Source organism: Pseudaestuariivita atlantica (assembly GCF_001205715.1).
GTDB classification, from domain to species: Bacteria; Pseudomonadota; Alphaproteobacteria; order Rhodobacterales; family Rhodobacteraceae; genus Pseudaestuariivita; species Pseudaestuariivita atlantica.
This window is the reverse complement of the sequence record NZ_AQQZ01000007.1, coordinates 122998-140475: the sequence shown is the minus strand read 5'-3', so window position 1 is coordinate 140475 and position 17478 is coordinate 122998. Positions and strand designations below refer to the sequence as shown.

General features: G+C 62.7%; 16 protein-coding genes and 1 tRNA gene. 3 read left to right on the top strand and 14 right to left on the bottom strand.

Going from position 1 to position 17478, the window contains the following annotated elements; translation table 11 throughout:
- Positions 1 to 34: 34 nt before the first annotated feature.
- From ATO11_RS15415 to ATO11_RS15385, 7 genes are all read right to left on the bottom strand, one after another.
- The gene (locus ATO11_RS15415) at positions 35 to 559 is read right to left on the bottom strand and encodes an ester cyclase (RefSeq protein WP_050531802.1); all 525 of its coding nucleotides are present in this window, start codon (positions 557 to 559) and stop codon (positions 35 to 37) included.
- Between the two features lie 70 nt (positions 560 to 629).
- Positions 630 to 1580, bottom strand: coding sequence for a nuclear transport factor 2 family protein (locus ATO11_RS15410; protein WP_050531801.1), 951 nt, complete (start codon positions 1578 to 1580; stop codon positions 630 to 632).
- A gap of 15 nt (positions 1581 to 1595) precedes the next feature.
- On the bottom strand, positions 1596 to 2477 hold the full coding sequence (locus ATO11_RS15405) for a carbohydrate ABC transporter permease (protein WP_050531800.1): 882 nt from the start codon (positions 2475 to 2477) through the stop codon (positions 1596 to 1598).
- Between the two features lies 1 nt (position 2478).
- Positions 2479 to 3507, bottom strand: a complete 1029-nt coding sequence (locus ATO11_RS15400; protein WP_050531799.1) for a carbohydrate ABC transporter permease — start codon at positions 3505 to 3507, stop codon at positions 2479 to 2481.
- 73 nt (positions 3508 to 3580) lie between these two features.
- Entirely contained in the window at positions 3581 to 4819 is a 1239-nt protein-coding gene (locus ATO11_RS15395) for an extracellular solute-binding protein (RefSeq protein WP_082176369.1), read from the bottom strand.
- A gap of 88 nt (positions 4820 to 4907) precedes the next feature.
- Positions 4908 to 5960 (bottom strand): ABC transporter ATP-binding protein, encoded by a 1053-nt coding sequence (locus ATO11_RS15390; protein ID WP_050531798.1) that lies wholly within the window; start codon positions 5958 to 5960, stop codon positions 4908 to 4910.
- Positions 5961 to 6163: 203 nt separating this feature from the next.
- Positions 6164 to 7483 carry an ATP-binding protein gene (locus tag ATO11_RS15385; protein WP_050531797.1) on the bottom strand — a complete coding sequence of 440 codons (1320 nt, stop codon included), beginning with the start codon at positions 7481 to 7483 and terminating at the stop codon, positions 6164 to 6166.
- A 43-nt stretch (positions 7484 to 7526) separates the two neighbouring features.
- Here ATO11_RS15385 and ATO11_RS15380 point away from each other — a divergent pair, with 43 nt between their 5' ends.
- Positions 7527 to 8426 carry an MBL fold metallo-hydrolase gene (locus tag ATO11_RS15380; RefSeq protein WP_050531796.1) on the top strand — a complete coding sequence of 300 codons (900 nt, stop codon included), beginning with the start codon at positions 7527 to 7529 and terminating at the stop codon, positions 8424 to 8426.
- A 69-nt stretch (positions 8427 to 8495) separates the two neighbouring features.
- Positions 8496 to 8570: transfer RNA gene (locus ATO11_RS15375), tRNA-Asn, on the top strand.
- A 190-nt stretch (positions 8571 to 8760) separates the two neighbouring features.
- Here ATO11_RS15375 and ATO11_RS15370 read toward each other — a convergent pair.
- The 7 genes from ATO11_RS15370 to ATO11_RS15340 form a co-directional block, all read right to left on the bottom strand.
- Positions 8761 to 10122, bottom strand: a complete 1362-nt coding sequence (locus ATO11_RS15370; RefSeq protein ID WP_050531795.1) for an aminotransferase — start codon at positions 10120 to 10122, stop codon at positions 8761 to 8763.
- Between the two features lie 103 nt (positions 10123 to 10225).
- A complete protein-coding gene (locus ATO11_RS15365) occupies positions 10226 to 11053 on the bottom strand; it encodes a helix-turn-helix transcriptional regulator (RefSeq protein ID WP_134643138.1) in 828 nt (275 codons plus the stop codon).
- A 19-nt stretch (positions 11054 to 11072) separates the two neighbouring features.
- The gene (locus tag ATO11_RS15360; RefSeq protein ID WP_050531793.1) at positions 11073 to 12104 is read right to left on the bottom strand and encodes a histone deacetylase family protein; all 1032 of its coding nucleotides are present in this window, start codon (positions 12102 to 12104) and stop codon (positions 11073 to 11075) included.
- A gap of 57 nt (positions 12105 to 12161) precedes the next feature.
- Positions 12162 to 13190, bottom strand: coding sequence for an extracellular solute-binding protein (locus tag ATO11_RS15355; RefSeq protein ID WP_050531792.1), 1029 nt, complete (start codon positions 13188 to 13190; stop codon positions 12162 to 12164).
- A gap of 23 nt (positions 13191 to 13213) precedes the next feature.
- Complete coding sequence (locus tag ATO11_RS15350) at positions 13214 to 14020, bottom strand: ABC transporter permease (RefSeq protein ID WP_050531791.1); 807 nt, start codon at positions 14018 to 14020, stop codon at positions 13214 to 13216.
- A complete protein-coding gene (locus tag ATO11_RS15345) occupies positions 14017 to 14946 on the bottom strand; it encodes an ABC transporter permease (RefSeq protein WP_050531790.1) in 930 nt (309 codons plus the stop codon). Before ATO11_RS15345 ends, ATO11_RS15350 begins: the two co-directional genes overlap by 4 nt.
- Positions 14946 to 16025 carry an ABC transporter ATP-binding protein gene (locus ATO11_RS15340; protein WP_050531789.1) on the bottom strand — a complete coding sequence of 360 codons (1080 nt, stop codon included), beginning with the start codon at positions 16023 to 16025 and terminating at the stop codon, positions 14946 to 14948. The genes ATO11_RS15345 and ATO11_RS15340 overlap by 1 nt, the downstream gene beginning before the upstream one ends.
- A 205-nt stretch (positions 16026 to 16230) precedes the next feature.
- Between ATO11_RS15340 and ATO11_RS15335 the strand changes: the two genes are divergently transcribed.
- Entirely contained in the window at positions 16231 to 17472 is a 1242-nt protein-coding gene (locus ATO11_RS15335; protein WP_242601436.1) for a flavin-containing monooxygenase, read from the top strand.
- The last annotated feature ends 6 nt before the right edge of the window (positions 17473 to 17478 follow it).

Here is a 17478-nt window from a genome sequence, read left to right as displayed (position 1 = left end):
GTGGAGGCCCCGGATCAAGTCCGGGGCGGCGTGTCTAGGGGGTGGGTGGCGTCCTGTCGCCACGGTCGAAGGCTTCCCAGCCTTCGCCGTCGAAGACGTCGACACCCAGTTGAGAGAGGACATGCGGGAAGTCGACCATCACGTAATTGTCGGTGATGCGGCCGTCCTCGACCTTCCAGAAATCCATGTACCGGATCTCGATCCGCTTGCCGGTGGGCGCGATGCCCATGAAGGTGCCGCCGTGGGTGGCTTCCTGCCTGCCGAAGGCGGCGGCCCATTCGCCCATGTAGAGGCGTGCCTCGTCGATGCAGACCTTGTCGTGGAAGGCGGCCTGGAACGGTTTTTGCCAATTGTCCTGAAAGGCTTGCAAACCGATCTTGGTCCCGCAGCCGGTATTGCCCATCCAGCGGAAGGATTGGGCGAAGAACTCGCCGATATCGGCGATGCGGTGGTCGTTCAGGCCATCGACCATGCCTTCGATCACGGCACGGGTTTCTGCCGTTTTCGACATGTCGGTATCGCGGGTGAGGACCGCCTGTTCGGGGCGTGCGCCTGTCATGTGAGACCTCGGGGTTGGGTGGCGGGCCGCGGGAGCCTCCGGCGGACATATTTGGGAAGAGAAGAAGACATCAGGGTGCCTCCAGCAGGTCGACGTCGAGTTGGAGCAGGACATGAGGAATGTCGACGAAAACCCAGTTTTCGCGAAGTTTATCGCCCTCGCGCCGCCACCAGTCGCAGACGCGCATGTAGAGGCGTTTGCCGCTTGGAGGCTGGTCGAGGAAGGACCCGACCTGCACGCCCGTGAGCGACGGCCAGCCGCCCGAGCAGACGTAGTCGCCATCGCCAAAGCGGCAGAAATGTTCGGTCATGCCGTTGCCCGCGCTGCCGCCGGACCAGCCGTCGAACGCGCTTTCGAAGGGGACCTGGAAGCGCTGGAACCCTTCGATGCCGACGAAGGAGCCGAAGGCGCCGGGGCCGTACCAGATCATGTGGTCGTGCCAGTAGGGGCGCCATGCCTCGTCGGGCGTGGCGAGGCCGGCGAGCATGTCGGTGACCATCCGGTAGGAGGATTGGCTGCGGGCGGTGTCTTGCGCGGACCATTGCAGGCCGTCCTGCGTCATGGGGCCGGGCTGGATGCCGGTGAAACCGCGCGTGTCGCCGGGGCTGTGGGTGATGGGCCACTGGCCGCAGGCGATCATCAGTTCGGGGATGTCGAGGAAGATGTAGCTTTCGACCGCGCGGCCCGCGTCCATCCGGTGAAACTCGCCGAAGCGGAGCCATGCGAGTTCGCCCGTCGGTGCGATCCCCAGCCACGGCGCGTCGAACTGGCCGCTGAAGTAGCCGGTGTTCGACACCCACTCCCTGCCCGCCATCGCGATGTAATCGGCCCTGGTCAGGGTCGAGAAGCTGCGGTGCAGGCTGTCGAGAAGCGTGATATAGGGCGTCTCGTTGAAGGGGTGCACGATGTGGCAGGTGGCATCGGGCGCGAAGAAGGCGTCGGCGGCCGCAAGGTGCGCCGAGGGATCGGCACTTGCATACGATTGCACGTAGGCGCGCAGGGCATCGCGGTTGGTTTGCATGCGCCCTGCCCCGCCCTAACCCTTGACCGCGCCCGCAGTCAGGCCCGACACGATCTGGCGCTGGAAGAACATCACGAGGATGAAGAGCGGCACGGTGGCCGACACCACGGCGGCAACGGCGAACATCACGTTGCCCTCAGTCTGGGTGGTGCCGAGGAAGGCGTTGATCGCCGGGATCATCGTCCGGTTCGATTCCGCCAGCAGCATCGAGGTCACGGCGAAGTCGTTATAGGCCAGAAGGAATGAAAACAGCCCCGTGGTGATCACGCCGGGCCACATGACCGGCATGATGACCAGCCGGAACGCCTGGAACTGGGTGCAGCCATCGACCTTGGCGCTCTCGTCTAGGTCCTGCGGGATCTTCTGGAAGAAGGAGTTGAGCATCCAAAGGGTGAAGGGCTGGTTAATCGCCACCAGCACGATGATCGCCGTCGGCAGGAACCCCCAGACGTTATACTGGAAGAAGGGCGGCAGGTAGCCCGAGACCAGCGTGATCGGCGGGATCGCGCGGAAGATCAGCGCGGTGATGAGCAGCCAGAAGACGTAATTGTAGGACGACCGCGACAGGGCATAGGCGCCCAGCGTTCCGATGGTCAGCGACGTGGCGACCACGAAGAAGCACACGATGAAGGTGTTGATGACGTTCTGGCCGAACCCTTCCTTGATCCACGCGCCTTCGTACCCGGCAAGCGTGAACGGGCTGCCATAGGTCGCCTCGGTATTGCGGCCGTAGAAGGCGTTGGTCCAGTCGGCGATCGAGAAGAAGTCGAGCTCGATCTTGAAGGAGCCCCAGAGCGTCCAGATGAACGGGAAGGCGGCGATGATCAGCCAGACGGCGATGAAGACGACCGATCCGATCTTGAGCCACGTGGGGCGGTATTTGGCTTGCGTGGACATGTCAGTGCGCCTTCCCTTTGAAGTCGCGCCAAGTGCGTACAAGCACGGGGCTGAGCAGGATCGCGACACCGATCACCGTCAGAACCGAGGTGGTCGCGGCGGCGGTCAACTGGCGTGTCTCGCCACCGAGGTCGTTGAAGATGATCCAGCTGAGCGAGGTGGCGTGCGCCTCGGCCGAGAAGCCGATGATCGGTTCGAACACGCGGAAGTTGTCCATCAGCTGGATGAGCGCCACGAAGGTCACCAGCGGCATCAGGTGCGGGATGATGACGTATCGGATCTGCTGCCAGCGCGTCGCGCCGTCGATCTGCGCGGATTCCAGCGTGTCCTGCGGCACGGTTTGCAGGCCTGCGTAGAACACGACGAAGGCGAAGGGCGCGGACGACCAGATGCCGTAGACGATCAGCGAGATCCACATCAGCGGCGTCGACGCCTTCAGCGACAGGGTCGGATCATTGGCGAGGTAGGACAGGAAGTTGCCGAGGATGCCGCGACTGTCGACCATCCAGAAGAGGACCAGCGCGCCGACCAGCGGCGTCACGATCATGGGCAAGAGCGAGAAGAAGATCACGAAGCCCTTCACCGCCTTGTTCAGCGAATTGACCCCCACGGCGATGGCAAAGCCCAGCATGATCAGAAGCGGCGTGCAGACGAAGGTGTAGGTCAGGGTGAAAGCGAGCGAGCGATAGAACGGCAGGTTGCCGAGGGCGGAGAAGAAATCGCCAAAACTGTCAGACGACCGCCATGCGTTGCCGACTTCGGCGGTGGCGAGGTGACCGCGGTCTTTATAGATGTCAAAGCCCACGAACCGGCCCAGCGGCTGGTCGGCGCGCAGTTGCGCGGTGGCCTCCTGGTCGACCGTGGTGGACTTGGTGCAGCCGAAGGGGCCGCAGTTCTCGGATTCGATCAGCACCGCCTCGTGCGGGACAAACACCGATTGCATGATGATCGACACCAGCGGGGCGGCGATGAACACCAGCATGGCCAATGCCGTGGGCAGGAAGAACCAGAAGAACGTGCGGTGTTTCATGGACCTGACCGGATCGGAGGAGGTGCGGGGATGGATGGGTGCGCGGATCGCCCGCGCACCCGGTGAGGCGTCCTTACTGCAGGAAGCCCTTTTCCTTGGCGGCGGCGGTGTAGGCCGCTTCGACGTCGGCCAGCGCCTGTTCCGCCGATTCCGAGCCGTTCATGAAGTCCGTCAGCTCAGCGCCGAGGGCGGTGTGCATCAGGCCCATGTAGGGCAGCATCGGGTACGGGATGGTGTTGGCTTGCGCGGCGGCGAACACGCCCACGGCGGCCTCGGTCGGCTCGTAGCCGTCGATCAGCCACACGGCCTGCTTGGCGACTTCTTCATCCTCGAGGATTTCCGGACGGATCGCGTGCTTCATCGCGATGAAGGTGGCCTCGGCCTCTTCGTCGCTGATGTTCTTGGCGACGGTCCAGCCGTCCCACCACAGGGTCGAGGCCGGGATCGAGCCACCGCCCACGGTCATCGGACCCGCGATTGCGAACCCGTCGACGACTTCCTGCGGCACGCCTTCGGCGTCGGTCATGGTTGCGGCGCGCGAGCCCCACATGTTCATGACCGCGACGTTGCCGGCGCGGAATTCCGCGTTGGTGGCGTTGGAGTCATGCGTCAGGAAGTCGGGGTTCATGTATTCCGACAGCGCCTTCATCATTTCCAGCGCCTTGATGCCGGCTTCGGAGTTCACGTTCGGCTCGGCCGAGCCGTCCTTGAAGTGCGACCCGCCGTAGCCCAGGAACATGTTGTTGAATTCCTGTGCGAGGTTCCAGCCCGCCTTGTAGGCACCGCCCACGGGGTTCTCGGCCAGGCCCTGGTCGCGCAGGACCTTGGCGGCGGCCAGCATGTCTTCATAGGTGGTCGGAACTTCGAGGCCCGCTTTTTCCAGCAGGTCCGCGCGGTAGACGAGGTGCTGCGCGTTCGCCATGAACGCCACCGCCATCACCTTGCCGTTGATGGTGATCAGCTGGTTCGGCTTGATGCCGTCGCCGTGCTTGGCCACCAGGTCATCCAGCGGGCGGATGACGTCTTCGTTCATCAGCGCCACGATGGAGGAGTTGGCGATGATCGCCGAGGTGTATTCCGCCGGGTTGCCCGACATGCCCGCCACGTTGATCTTCTGGTGGTCGGCGGTGAGGTTGGTGGTCACTTCGGCGCCGGAACATTCCTGCGCGCCCGCACCCACGGTCTGGATCGCCGGGAATTCGTTGCCGACGATCGACACGCGTGCGTTGATCGAGCAGCCATGCCCGTCGGCATAGGCCATCGTCGAGGTGGTCGCGAGGATCGCGGCCAGTGCGACTTTCTTCATGAACATCTTCAGTCTCTCCCTGGTTGATCGGGTGCGCCTTCGAAGCACGCACCCCGTTCCCCCGGCCGTTCGCGGCCGGGAAACCCTTTGCGGCCTATACCGCTATTCGTGCGCCGCTTTGCCTGTCGAACAGGTGGCAGATCTCCGGCGGGACCGAGATGGACACGGTATCGCCGATCTCGGCACGGTATTCCTTGCTTGCCTTCACGTTCACCTGCTGGCCGTCGACGCGGACGGTGACCATGGTGGCGTCGCCCAGCAGTTCCATCGAGTAGGCGGGCGCGGTGATCTGGCCGCTGGTGTCGTTCGACACGGTCGCGTCCTCGGCCCGGAAGCCCAGCGTCACCGGGCCGTCGGGGCCTTTCAGCCCCGTCACCTCGGTCCCCTGCGCGGTGAAGCGGCCACCGGCGAGGTGGCCGTCGATCAGGTTCATCGCGGGCGACCCGATGAAGCCTGCCACGAAGGTGTTGGCCGGGTTGTCATAGATCTCGGTCGGGCTGCCAACCTGCTGGACCACGCCCGCGTTCATCACGACGACCCGGTCGGCGAGCGTCATCGCCTCGATCTGGTCGTGGGTCACGTAGACGGTGGTGACCTGCAATTCGTGGCTGAGGTTCTTGATCTGCGCCCGCGTCGAGACCCGCAGCTTGGCGTCGAGGTTCGACAGCGGCTCGTCCATCAGGAAGACATTCGGCTCCCGCACGATGGCGCGCGCCAACGCCACGCGCTGCCGCTGGCCGCCCGAAAGCGCGGCGGGCTTGCGGTGCAGAAAGTCCGTGAGTTCAACCATTTCCGCGGCTTTCATCACCCGCGCATCATGTTCCGACTTGTCGACCTTCCGCACTTTCAGCGGGAAGCGGATGTTGTCGTAGACATTCATGTTCGGGTAAAGGCCGTAGCTTTGGAACACCATCGCCACGTCGCGGTCCTTGGGTTCGAGGTCGTTGACCTTGCGGTCGCCGATCCAGATCTCCCCCTCGGTCACCTCTTCGAGGCCCGCGATCATGCGCATCGTGGTGGTCTTGCCGCAGCCCGAAGGGCCGAGGAGCACGAGGAATTCGCGGTCCGCGATCGTCAGGTCGAAATTGTCGACCCCAACGAAGGAACCCCAACGCTTGGACAGATTGCGCAGCTGGATTTCAGCCATGACTCCCCCCTTGCACCGCACAGGCCGCGGCGTGTTGCCAAGCTAGACACAGGCCCGCGATGCTTGGCAAGGGTATTTTTGCAATCGTATGCAAAAAACCCGTCCAACGGGTGCGGCAGGGGATTTTCAAAGCGTTGGCAACGCATCGAGAGGGCAAATCAGGGCACGCGCGGGAATCGCGGCCGTGCTATCCGGCCGCCCGATCAGCGGGCCAGCACGATATCCGCCCGGAGACCGCCAAGCCGGTCGCTGTGACCCAGCACAAGCGTGCCGCCGTGGCCCCGCGCGATATCCGCCGCGATGGTCAGGCCAAGCCCCACGCCCGACCCCATGTCCTGGTTGCGCGCGGGATCAAGCCGCACGAAGGGACGCATCGCCGCCTCGCGGTCATCTTCCGGGATGCCGGGGCCGTCATCCTCCACCCGGAAACAGATCGAGCCCGGCCCGACCTCGACCGAAACCTCGGCGCGTGTGCCGTAGCGCACGGCGTTGCCGATCAGGTTGTCGAGCGCGCGGCGCAGGGACAGGGGCCGCGCGACGAGCGGCGCGGTGTCGTCGACGTGGCCGAGGGTCACGTCGATCCCGCCGCGCCGGGCATCCTCGACCACGCCTTGCGCGAAGGCGACGGGGTCGATCTCTTCGGGCTCGCCGCTGGCGGCATCGCCGCGCGCGAAGGACAGGAACTCGTCGACCAGCCGCTGCATGTCCTCGACATCGCGCAGCATCGCCGTGGCCTCGGCGTCGTCATCCTGCATCGACAGACCCAGCTTGAGCCGGGTGAGCGGCGTGCGCAGGTCGTGGCTGACGCCCGACAACATGCGCGTGCGCTGTTCGATCTGCCGCTCGATCCGGGCGCGCATGTCGAGGAATGCCGTGCCCGCCTCCCGCACCTCGATCGCGCCCGACGGCTTGTAATCCACCCGCTGCCCCTTGCCGAAAGCGCTGGCGGCATGCGCCAGTCGCGTGATCGGGCGCAACTGGTTGCGCAGGTACAGATACGCGATGATCGTGAAGAGCACGCCGAAAACCAGCATGTTGACCAGCAACTGGTGCGGGTTCGAGGCCGACACGCGGCTGCGGTCAAAGGACAGTTCCACCACGCGCCCGCCGGCGCCCAAGACGACGATGACCTCACGCTCGGTTGGCAGGCGCACCTGTTGAAGCGCGGGCACGTTTTCCACCAGTGTGCGGGTCACCACACCCCCGGTCAGGTCGTACCAGAACCGCTCGTCCTCCCGCGCGGGTCCGTCCGCATCCGGCCACGTCGCGTCGTAACCCAGTTCGTCCATCAGGTCGGCAAGCGCCGCGTCGTCCGGCCCCGCGCCCGCCTCGATACGGTGCGTGAACAGGTTGAGCTCGCGGCTGATCGAGTCCACCATCTGCACCGTGACGCCTTCGAAATGGCGTTGAACGAACACGATGGACACGACCAGTTGAATCGTCAGGACCGGCAGGATCAGGATAAGCGCGGCACGGCCGTACAGACCGCGCGGAACGTAGCGTTTGAGCCAACCGAAGGACATGCGCCCGAACGTATGCGCCCGAGGCGGACGGGGGAACCGCAAAATGCCGTCTGATGGCGTGATCGAGGTCGCCCCGGCGCTGCGCCGCCTGCGCGCGCCCAACCCCTCCCCCATGACCGAGCGCGGGACGAACACCTACCTCCTCGGCACGCGCGGCGTCGCCGTGATCGATCCAGGCCCCGATGACGCGGCCCACCTCGCCGCGATCGAGGCCGCGCTTGCTCCGGGTCAAAGCGTGAGCCACGTGCTGGTCACGCACGCCCATCTCGACCACTCCCCGCTCGCGCCCCGGCTTGCCGCGCGGCACGGCGCGCCGGTTCTGGCCTTCGGATCCGCCCGCGACGGGATGAGCCCGGTGATGCGCGAGTTGCTCGACGGCGGGCTGGCAGGCGGCGGAGAAGGGATCGACCATGCCTTCCAACCCGACCGGCGCGTGGGCGACGGCGAAGAGATCGCGGGCGACGGATGGAGCCTCACCGCGCTGCACACGCCCGGCCATATCGGCAATCACCTGTGTTTCCTGGCCGATGGCGTGGCGCTGTCGGGAGACCACGTGATGGGATGGGCGACCTCGCTCGTCTCTCCGCCCGATGGCGACCTGACGGATTTCATGGCGTCCTGCGCGCATCTGCGCGCGGCCTGCGCGGCCCGCGGCGTGACCCGCCTGTTGCCCGGCCATGGCGACCCGGTGGAGGATGCACTCGCGCGCATCGACGCGCTCGTCGCGCACCGGCTGGGCCGCGAGGCGCAAATCCTCGACGCGCTTGATGCCGCGCCGGGCACCGCCGACGCGCTGGCGCAACGTATCTATACCGACGTGAACCCGGCACTGATGCCCGCCGCCGCCCGTAACGTGTTGGCGCACCTGATAGATCTGAGCGGACGAGGCCACGCCCGCCCTGCCCCGCACCTCTCTGCCAAGGCCACGTTCACCCGCGCCTGATTTCCTGCATTTTGCCGTCAAAACCCACTGGACGCCCTCCCGACCTGTTGCTATATCGCCTGCCACGGTTCCGGCGTAGCTCAGCGGTAGAGCAGTTGACTGTTAATCAATTGGTCGTAGGTTCGATCCCTACCGCCGGAGCCAATAACAACAAAGCCTTAGCGGGAAATCGCTGAGGCTTTGGTCGTTTTTAGTCTCTTTTTACTCTGAGGTACCTCCCGAAACTCGCGCGACGGCGTCATGTGCTGCAAGGGCAAAAAACCAGCGCACTGGCGCGCCGCACAGCACGCATCCGGATTTGCTGGCAATGCCATGGCCAAACCGGGGGGCTCGTTCACGTGCGCAAGTATGTCAGGGCGTTCCGCAGATGCCCGGTCAACTGGTCCACGTGGTCCTTTTCGATGATCAACGGCGGGGACAGGATGATACGGTCTCCGACCGGGCGGACGATGCTGCCCTGGGAAAGACAGGCATTGAAAACGCGATCCGACGCTTTGAAAGACGCCGCGAACGGACGTTTCTCTTCCGGTGCTTCCATCAGGTCGATTGCCGCCATAAGACCGATCCCGCGGACATCGCCGACGTGCCGGTCCTCTGCGAGGGTCCTCAGGCTGGACTGGAAATAGTCGCTGATCTCTTGCACGTGCGACAACAGACCCTCACGTTCGATGATCGCGACATTTTCCAAGGCGGCACGGCAGGCCACCGGATGCCCGAAATAGGTCAGGCCCATCGAGAACACACCACCTTCGCATTGCGGGCGGCTGATGACGTCGTAGATTTCGTCCGAGATCAGGGTGGCTCCGAGCGGGATGTAGCCGGACGTGATCCCCTTGGCGCAGACGAGGATGTCGGGCTGGTGGTCGAACACGTCTTCCGAGGCAAACCAGTGGCCAAGCCGCCCGAACGCGGTCACGACCTCGTCGGCGATATAAAGCATGCCGTGGCGTTTGCAGACCTCCCACATGCGCCGGTGGTAGCCGCGGGGCGCCACAAGCACGCCACCCGCCCCCATGATAGGTTCCGCGATGAAGGCCGCGCAGTTGTCGGGGCCCAGCTGCTCGATGCGGGTCTCGAACTCCTGCACCAGATGGTCGCAATAGGCCTGTTCACTCATGCCTTCGGGCTTGGCGAACATATCCGCGGCAGAAACGTGGTGGATGAAGTTCTCGCCAACCTTGTCAAAGCTGTTCTTGGTTCCGTGGATGCCCGTCAACTCGGCGGCCACGTAGGTGGCTCCGTGATATGCGTTGTTGCGCGAGATGATCTTCTTCTTCCGGTGATCGCCGCGCATCGTGAAATAGTAGTGCACGAGGCGGATAGCTGCGTCATTGGCAGTTGAACCGCCGCAGGTGTAATACACGTGGTTCAGGCTGCCCGGAGCATGATTGGCCAGCCACGCCCCGAGTTCCGCCGCCGGTTCATTCGTCGAGTGTCCGAACGGATTGTAATACTGCATCTTCATGACCTGGTCGGCGATGGCCTCGGCCATCTCGCGGCGACCATGGCCAATGTTCACGCACCAAAGTCCGGCGATCGCGTCGATGAATTTTCGACCATCGGTGTCAGTCACATGCATGCCGTCTGCACCGGTGATGACCTGGCTGCCTTCGTCGTGAAAGCTGGCGAAATCGGTATACGGGTGCAACACGTGGGCCTTGTCTTTGGCCCAGGCAGAATTGGCTTCGGCGTTCATGGCATGGCTCCAAGCTGTGGCTGGTTCCAGCCTACCTCAGGCGAAGGGGCTTTACCTCTCCCCCTTTCGGGTGACGACGCGCCCCGCACCGGAGTATCCCGGCTTATTGGGTGAACAGGTATTTCAGGGGATCTCCCTTGGCACCGGGCGGCATCGCACGCAAGGCATCAAGGAAAAGTGGCAAAAGCGCGCCCTGCGCGGACAGCCCCAGTTTGCCATAGATCCGGCGCCTGTGCGCCTTGACGGTTTCGGGGCTGTTCTTGAACATCAGCGCAATGGCCTTGGTGGAATGACCCTTCAGGATCATGCGCGTGATCTCGGCCTCGCGCGGAGACAAAACCGAGTTTCCGAAGGCCGCAAAAGACTCGTCCAGATGTGCCGCAAGTCGCCCGGACCCATCGGGGCTTTCCGGGGTCAGCACCGTCCAGTGGCGCCGTGCAAGCGCACCAACGACCGGCAATAGCGCGCGCAGGCGTGCAACCGACATCGCGCGATCATCGTACACTCCCAGGGACAGGAAAAGCGCCGCCTCGGATGAGATGGGAAGCATCACGCCACATTCGTCCGAAAGCGAAAGTTCAAGAAAGAACTTTTCGTAATACTCGGACATCAGGAAATCATCCGGCGCTATGGCGTGCAGACTGTCGACGCGATCGCACGGGTCGCGCAGAAACAGTTCGTAAAAGGGATCAAGCACGAAGGCGACGTCAAAGTATGTCCCGAGTGCCTCGATCACGTCGGGGTCGGTTCGGGTGGAATAAATCTCCATCGGCTTGTCGTTTCTAAAAAACGCCGACAGATGCGCGGCCTGGGCGTTGCTGACACCCATGCACAACAAAGAAAGCGCGCGTGGGAAAGTGCGTTGGCCGACGGCTTCGATTGCCGATGTCAGGGCTTGGGTATCAGCAGGGGAAAGCTCGGCATTGGTCACGGAGGTCAGAATGACAGTTTCAACCGCCGTTTTCAAAGCCTTCCAGTACGTTTACCGCGTTCACACCGATCTCGGCGATGTCGTATCCGCCCTCCATCACGAACAATGCCGGCAGTTTCAAAGCAGCGATGTCCGCCCCATAGGTGATGAAATCCGCGCTTTTCAACTTGAAGAAACTGATGGGGTCGGTTTCGAACGTGTCGACACCAAGCGAGATGATCAAAACCTCTGGCCCATAGGCGGCAACCTTTTCAATCGCGTCCTGCAGGCTTTTGCGCCAGGTGACGAAATCGGTGCCGGGCGGCAGCGGGTAGTTCACGTTGAACCCTTCGCCCGCGCCCTTTCCGGTTTCATCGGCGTGGCCCAGGTAATACGGGAATGCATCCATCGGGTCCCCGTGGAGCGACAGGAACAAGACGTCTTCGCGTTCATAGAAGATATCCTGTGTCCCGTTCCCGTGATGGAAATCAACGTCGAGGATGGCGACGCGCTCTGCCCCGTTGTCCAGCAGGTGCTGTGCCGCGATGGCGGCATTGTTGAGAAAACAGTAACCGCCATACATATCCAGTGCGGCGTGATGACCTGGCGGCCGGCACAGTGAAAAGACGCTTCTGGCGCCCTGACGCAGACGCTCTGCCCCGGTCAATGCGACCTGCGCTGACGCGTAGGCCGCATCCCACGTGCCGTCCGAGATCGAGGTTTCGCTTGCCAGCGCATAATAGCCCAGAAGGCCATCGATATGCTTCGGGATATGCGTCGAGGTGCGCCGCGCGGGCCAAACCGACGGAATGGCCTCACCCTTGAACCCGGCCGCCTGCCATTCAGTCCAGACGGACTGCAGAAAGGCCACGAAATCAGCGTCATGCACCGCGAGGATCGGCTGCATCCCGAAATCGTCCGGCGGGTTGACTGGTCCAAGCCGCACCGAGCGCACACGCTCAACGATATACTCGGCGCGCGATGGGCGCTCGAACGGTTCCACGAGTTCGCCGCCGTAAAGCTCTGACCTGGCATTTCGGCGTTTGTGGGTTTCGCTAAAGATCGTTTCCAAGGGAATGGCCTGTCATAAAGCGGGCCCGGCATCCAAGGGAGTGCCGGGCTGTTGCGCTTACTTTTTCAGATTGGTCCAGATCTGATCATAGACCGCTTGGGTGGCTTCATCGCAAACCTGAATGAACGCACCCGCGCCGGCGCCCGGCTGCGGATTGGCCTCCGGCAACGTGGCGAGGGCCGGGTCGAGGAATTCCGCCGTGCCCGACAGCCCGTTGCCATACCGGGCAAAGTTCGACACCGCGGCGATGTTTTCGGGTTCCAGCAGGAAATCCATGAACTTGATCGCGCTGTCGCGGTTCGGCGCGTCCTTGAGCAGAACGACGTTGTCCATCCATACGACATAGCCCTGCGTCGGGAAGGCATAGGTGATCGAGGCTTTCTCTTCGCGTGCCTTGGCCGAGAAGCCGTCATAGATCATGCCGGCGGCGGCATCGCCTGACACCAGCACCTCTTTGGCGGTATCCGAGTTGAACGACGCCCAGTTTTCCTTGGCGGCCTGAAGCATGTTGTTCAAAGCCTTCAGTTGCTCGCGATCGGTCGAGCATTGCGGAATGCCAAGGTGCAGCGACGCCATCGCCAGCACCTCACCCTGACTGTCGAGCATGTTGATCTTGCCCTTCAGCTCTTCCGGCGGGTTGAACAGGATATCGGTCGTGTTGATGTCGCCGGAATACGTGTCGGTATCCACCGAGAACGAGGTCGACCCCCATTGATACGGAATCGAGTGTTTCCAGCCGGGATCGAAGCTGGGATTTGCCCATTGCGGCGCGATATTGCCCTTGTTCGCAAGTTCGCCGTCGCCAATCGTGTCGAGCATCCCTTCGCCGATCATGATTTCGACCATGTAATCGCCCGGCACAGCCACGTCATAGGTGCCCAAGGCTCCCGCCTTGAGCGAGGCAAGCATGGCTTCGTTGCTGTCATAGGTATCCATGGTGACGTTGATGCCGGTTTCAGCCGTGAATTTGTCCAGCAGTTCCTGCGGGATGTATTCGAACCAGTGATACAGAACCAATTCGCCTTCGGCTTGCGCCGCACCGACCGTCATCGCCAGCGTGATGGCTGTTGTCGTGAGGAATTTCATGTCTTTCTCTCCTGTTGGTCTTTTCACTTCGTGTTGTCCCACTTCGCTGCGAAGTAGGAAATTGCGACCATGATCACCGACACGCCAAGAAGCATCGTGGAAATGGCCATGATGTTGGGCTTGATGCCCTGTTTCACCGATCCGAAAATCGCCGTCGGCAGGGTTTCGACCCCGGCACCTTTGACGAAATTGGTGATGATGAAGTCGTCGAGGCTGACGATGAAGGCCAGCAGGAAGCCCGAGATGATGCCGGGGATCATCAAGGGCAGCAGGACGCGCCGAAACGCCTGAAAGCGTGTCGCATAAAGATCCATCGCCGCCTGTTCGAAGGTGTCTTCCAGACCCTGCATCCGCGCCTGGACGGGCAGATAGGCGAAGGGGATGCAGAACGCGATATGGGCGATGAGGATCGTCAGGTAGCCACGCGAAATCCCGATCGAGTTGAAGAAGATCAGCGTCGCCACGGCCAGCACGATTTCGGGCACCATGATCGGCAGCGTGATCAACCCGAGTGAAGGCATGCGCAGACGAAACCGTCCGGCCCGGACGATTGCCGTGGCCGATGTGACGGCTATGGCGGTGGCAACCGTTGCGGCGACCAGCGCGATGGTGAAGGAATTGAACGCCGCCTCCTTGAATTTGCCGCTTTCGGGGCCGACGAACACATCCGCATACCAGCGCAGCGACATGCCTTCCCAGACGGTGATCGAACGGGAATCGTTGAAGGAATACACCGTCACCACCACCAGCGGCGCGTACAGGATGAACAGGCACAGCAGCGTGATGCCGAAGAAGCCGCGATAGGCCCGGACATTGGTGGCGGGCTTCATCTTGGCCCCTCCGCCCGGCGTTGCAGGCTGGTCGCAACGAGAAGCGCGATGAGGACGAGTGTCAGCAGGATCATCGAAGCCGCGGCACCGAAGGGCCAGTTGCCGGCGTTGCCCTTGAATTGCTCTTCGATCAGCGAACCGATCATGAAGTTCTTGGCGCCCCCCAGAAGGTCCGGCGCAAGAAACGCGCCAAGGCTTGGGACAAAGACCAGAATGCACCCGGCAATCACACCCGGTTTCACGGCTGGCAACACCACGCGGCGCAGCGTGGCCCACTTCGTGGCGTACAGATCGGCCGCGGCTTCGGAATAGGTGAAGTTGTACCTCTCGACGGCCGCGTAGATCGGCAGGACCATGAACGGCAGGTAGCTGTAAAAAAGGCCAAGCTGCACCGCGAGATTGGTGTTGATCAGCCGCAAGGGTTCGTCCAGCACACCCAGCGCAAGCAGCGTGTCATTCAAGGGGCCCTGCTCGCGCAGAAGAAACCGCATGGACACCGTCCGGATCAGCAGGTTGACCCAATAGGGAATGGTGATGAGGAACACCCAGATCGCGCGGGTGTCTTTCGGTCGGGTGGCGATGAAATAGGCTGTCGGAAACCCGATCAAAAGCGACAGCAGCGTCGCCAGCCCGGCCTGCCAGATCGAGCGCCAGAAGATGGTGATGTAGGTCCATTCGATCCTGGGAGGCTCGTCGCCGAACAGCCCGCGATCAAAGAAGAACTGGTCATAAGCGGCAAGCGAGAATTCCCATATCACACCGCCGCGAAATTCCTTGGTCAGGAAGGAATAGACCAGCATCATCGCCACCGGCGCCGCGACAAAGACAAGCAAAACGGCCCATGCCGGAACAAGAAGCGGATAACGCACGGGAGCGTAGGTTTCAGAAACCGGGCCGCGCCCCTTCTGCACCCCGCCCCCCGCCATCAGTCCATGAGCAGGCGCGCGGCACCTGCCTCGAAGTTGACGAACACATTCGCGCCGGGTTCGAAGATCGTGCTGCGCGCCGAGTTCGAGATGCGCACCGAGATTTCGGGGCCGCCATCCACCTTGAGCCAAGTCGCGATATCGGTACCGACAAAGATGTTCTCGACGACCCGTGCCGGTACCGCGATTCCCGAGGCGTTGCCTGCGGACAAAACCATGCGTTCGGGCCGCACCGAAAGACAGGCCGAACCCGACGCCTGTCCGGGGGCATCGCATTCGATCACGTGTCCGCCGCCGATCCGGCACTTGGCTCGACCGTCCGCAACCTCGCTGATCGTGACCTCGATCAGGTTCGTTTCGCCGATGAAATCGGCGACGAACCGGTTCTGCGGGTGCTCGTAGATCTCGCGCGGTGCGCCAAGCTGCTGCAACTCCCCGGCCGACATGACCGCGATCCGGTCGGACATCGTCAAGGCTTCTTCCTGGTCGTGGGTGACGAAGATGAAGGTGATGCCGGTCTCGCGCTGAATGTGCTTCAGCTCGATCTGCATGGCCTTTCGCAGCTTGAGATCAAGCGCCGACAAAGGCTCGTCCAGCAACAGAACCTTGGGAGACGGGGCCAGGGCGCGGGCAAGGGCCACGCGTTGCTGTTGGCCACCCGACAACTGGGCCGGCTTGCGGCTGGCGAATTGCGACAGTTGCACAAGTTCCAGCATTTCACCGGCGCGCGCCTTTGCTTCGGCCCTGGATTTTCCCAGCATCTCAAGCCCGAAACTCGCGTTTTCCAGAACGGTCATGTGCGGGAACAGCGCGTAGTTCTGGAACACCGTGTTCACTGGCCGCTTGTTCGGCGGCAGCGCATCGATTTCCGTGCCGAACAGAAAGATCGCGCCTTCGGTGACGTCTTCGAAACCGGCGATCATGCGAAGAAGCGTTGTCTTGCCGCAACCGGACGGGCCAAGCAGCGTGAAAAATTCGTTGTGGTAGACACCAAGCGAGATGCTTTTGAGCGCGGTGAAGTCGCCATAGCGTTTGACGGCATTTTGCACATCCACAGCGATTTCGGCGACTTGCGACATGAACGCGTCCTGTTGGTCGTGGTCAGGCTAACGGTTGTCGGACCGCAAAGTCTTGTCACCCCTTAGGGGGACGCGATCCCGCACCGGATTTCATGTTTGCCTGTTCAAAGTTGCCATTGACCGAGCATTCACCTTTTTCGGAATACCGGAAAGGGCTAGCGTGCCAGCGAAAGGCCCGGTGCCCGCCATGTCAGGAAGCCAGCGCGTGGAGACAATCGATACCTTGGTCGTCGGAGCCGGTCAGGCAGGGATCGCAGTCAGCCGTCATCTGACGGAGCATCGGGTGCCGCATCTGATTTTGGAGAAAGACCGCATCGCCGAAGCCTGGCGCAGCGGCAGGTGGGACGACCTGGTCACCAACGGGCCGGTCTGGCACGATCGTTTTCCCGATCTCGAGTTCGAGGGAGATGCGCCGGATGCCTTTGTCGGCAAGGACCGCGTGGTTGCGTATCTCGAACAATACGCCAAGCAGCACCAAGCGCCGATCAGGACGGGAGTCGAGGTGCTTGGGGCCTCGCGCACGGAGGGAGAGGCGGGGTTTCTGGTTGAGACAAGCAAGGAGCCGGTACGCGCGCAACGCATTGTTGCGGCGACCGGGGCCTTTCAGCACCCGGTCATTCCCGGAATCGTGCCCGACGACGCCGGGTGCACGCAGATGCACTCTTATGCCTACCGCAATCCTCGGACACTGGCGCCCGGTTCGATCCTTGTCGTGGGAAGCGGCTCGTCCGGAGCGCAGATCGCCGATGAGTTGAACCGGGCCGGACGGCGGGTGTTTCTGTCCGTCGGTCCGCATGACCGCCCGCCCCGCCGGTATCGCGGCCGCGATTTCGTGTGGTGGCTTGGCGTCCTGGGGTTGTGGGACCTTGCGGCCATGGAACCGGGGACCGAACACGTGACCATCGCCGTAAGCGGAGCCTATGGCGGGCAGACCATGGATTTTCGCCGTTTGGCCCAAGAAGGCGTGAACCTTGTGGGCATGACACGGGCATATTCGGATGGCGTCATGCACTTTGCCGACGACCTGCAAACCAACATGGCCAATGGCGACGCCAGTTACCTCGGTATGCTGCAGGCCGCAGACCGTTACGTGCACCGCATGGGGCTGGACCTGCCGGAAGAACCGGATGCGCATGTGATGCTACCCGATCCGTCCTGCCTGAGCGATCCGATCCTCACCCTGGACCTTGGCGCTGAAGAGGTGAGCACGATCATCTGGGCAACGGGATACCGGCGCGATTACGACTGGATGAAATTCGATGCCTTTGACGGCGACGGCGCCCCGATCCACCAGCGCGGCATCTCGACCGAGCCGGATGTCTATTTCCTCGGCCTGCCCTGGCAATCACGGCGCGGCTCGACCTTTCTTTGGGGCGTTTGGCATGATGCAAAATTCGTGGCCGACCAAATCGCCATCCGCCGCGCCTATGAACTCTACCGGCCTTAGCCAACA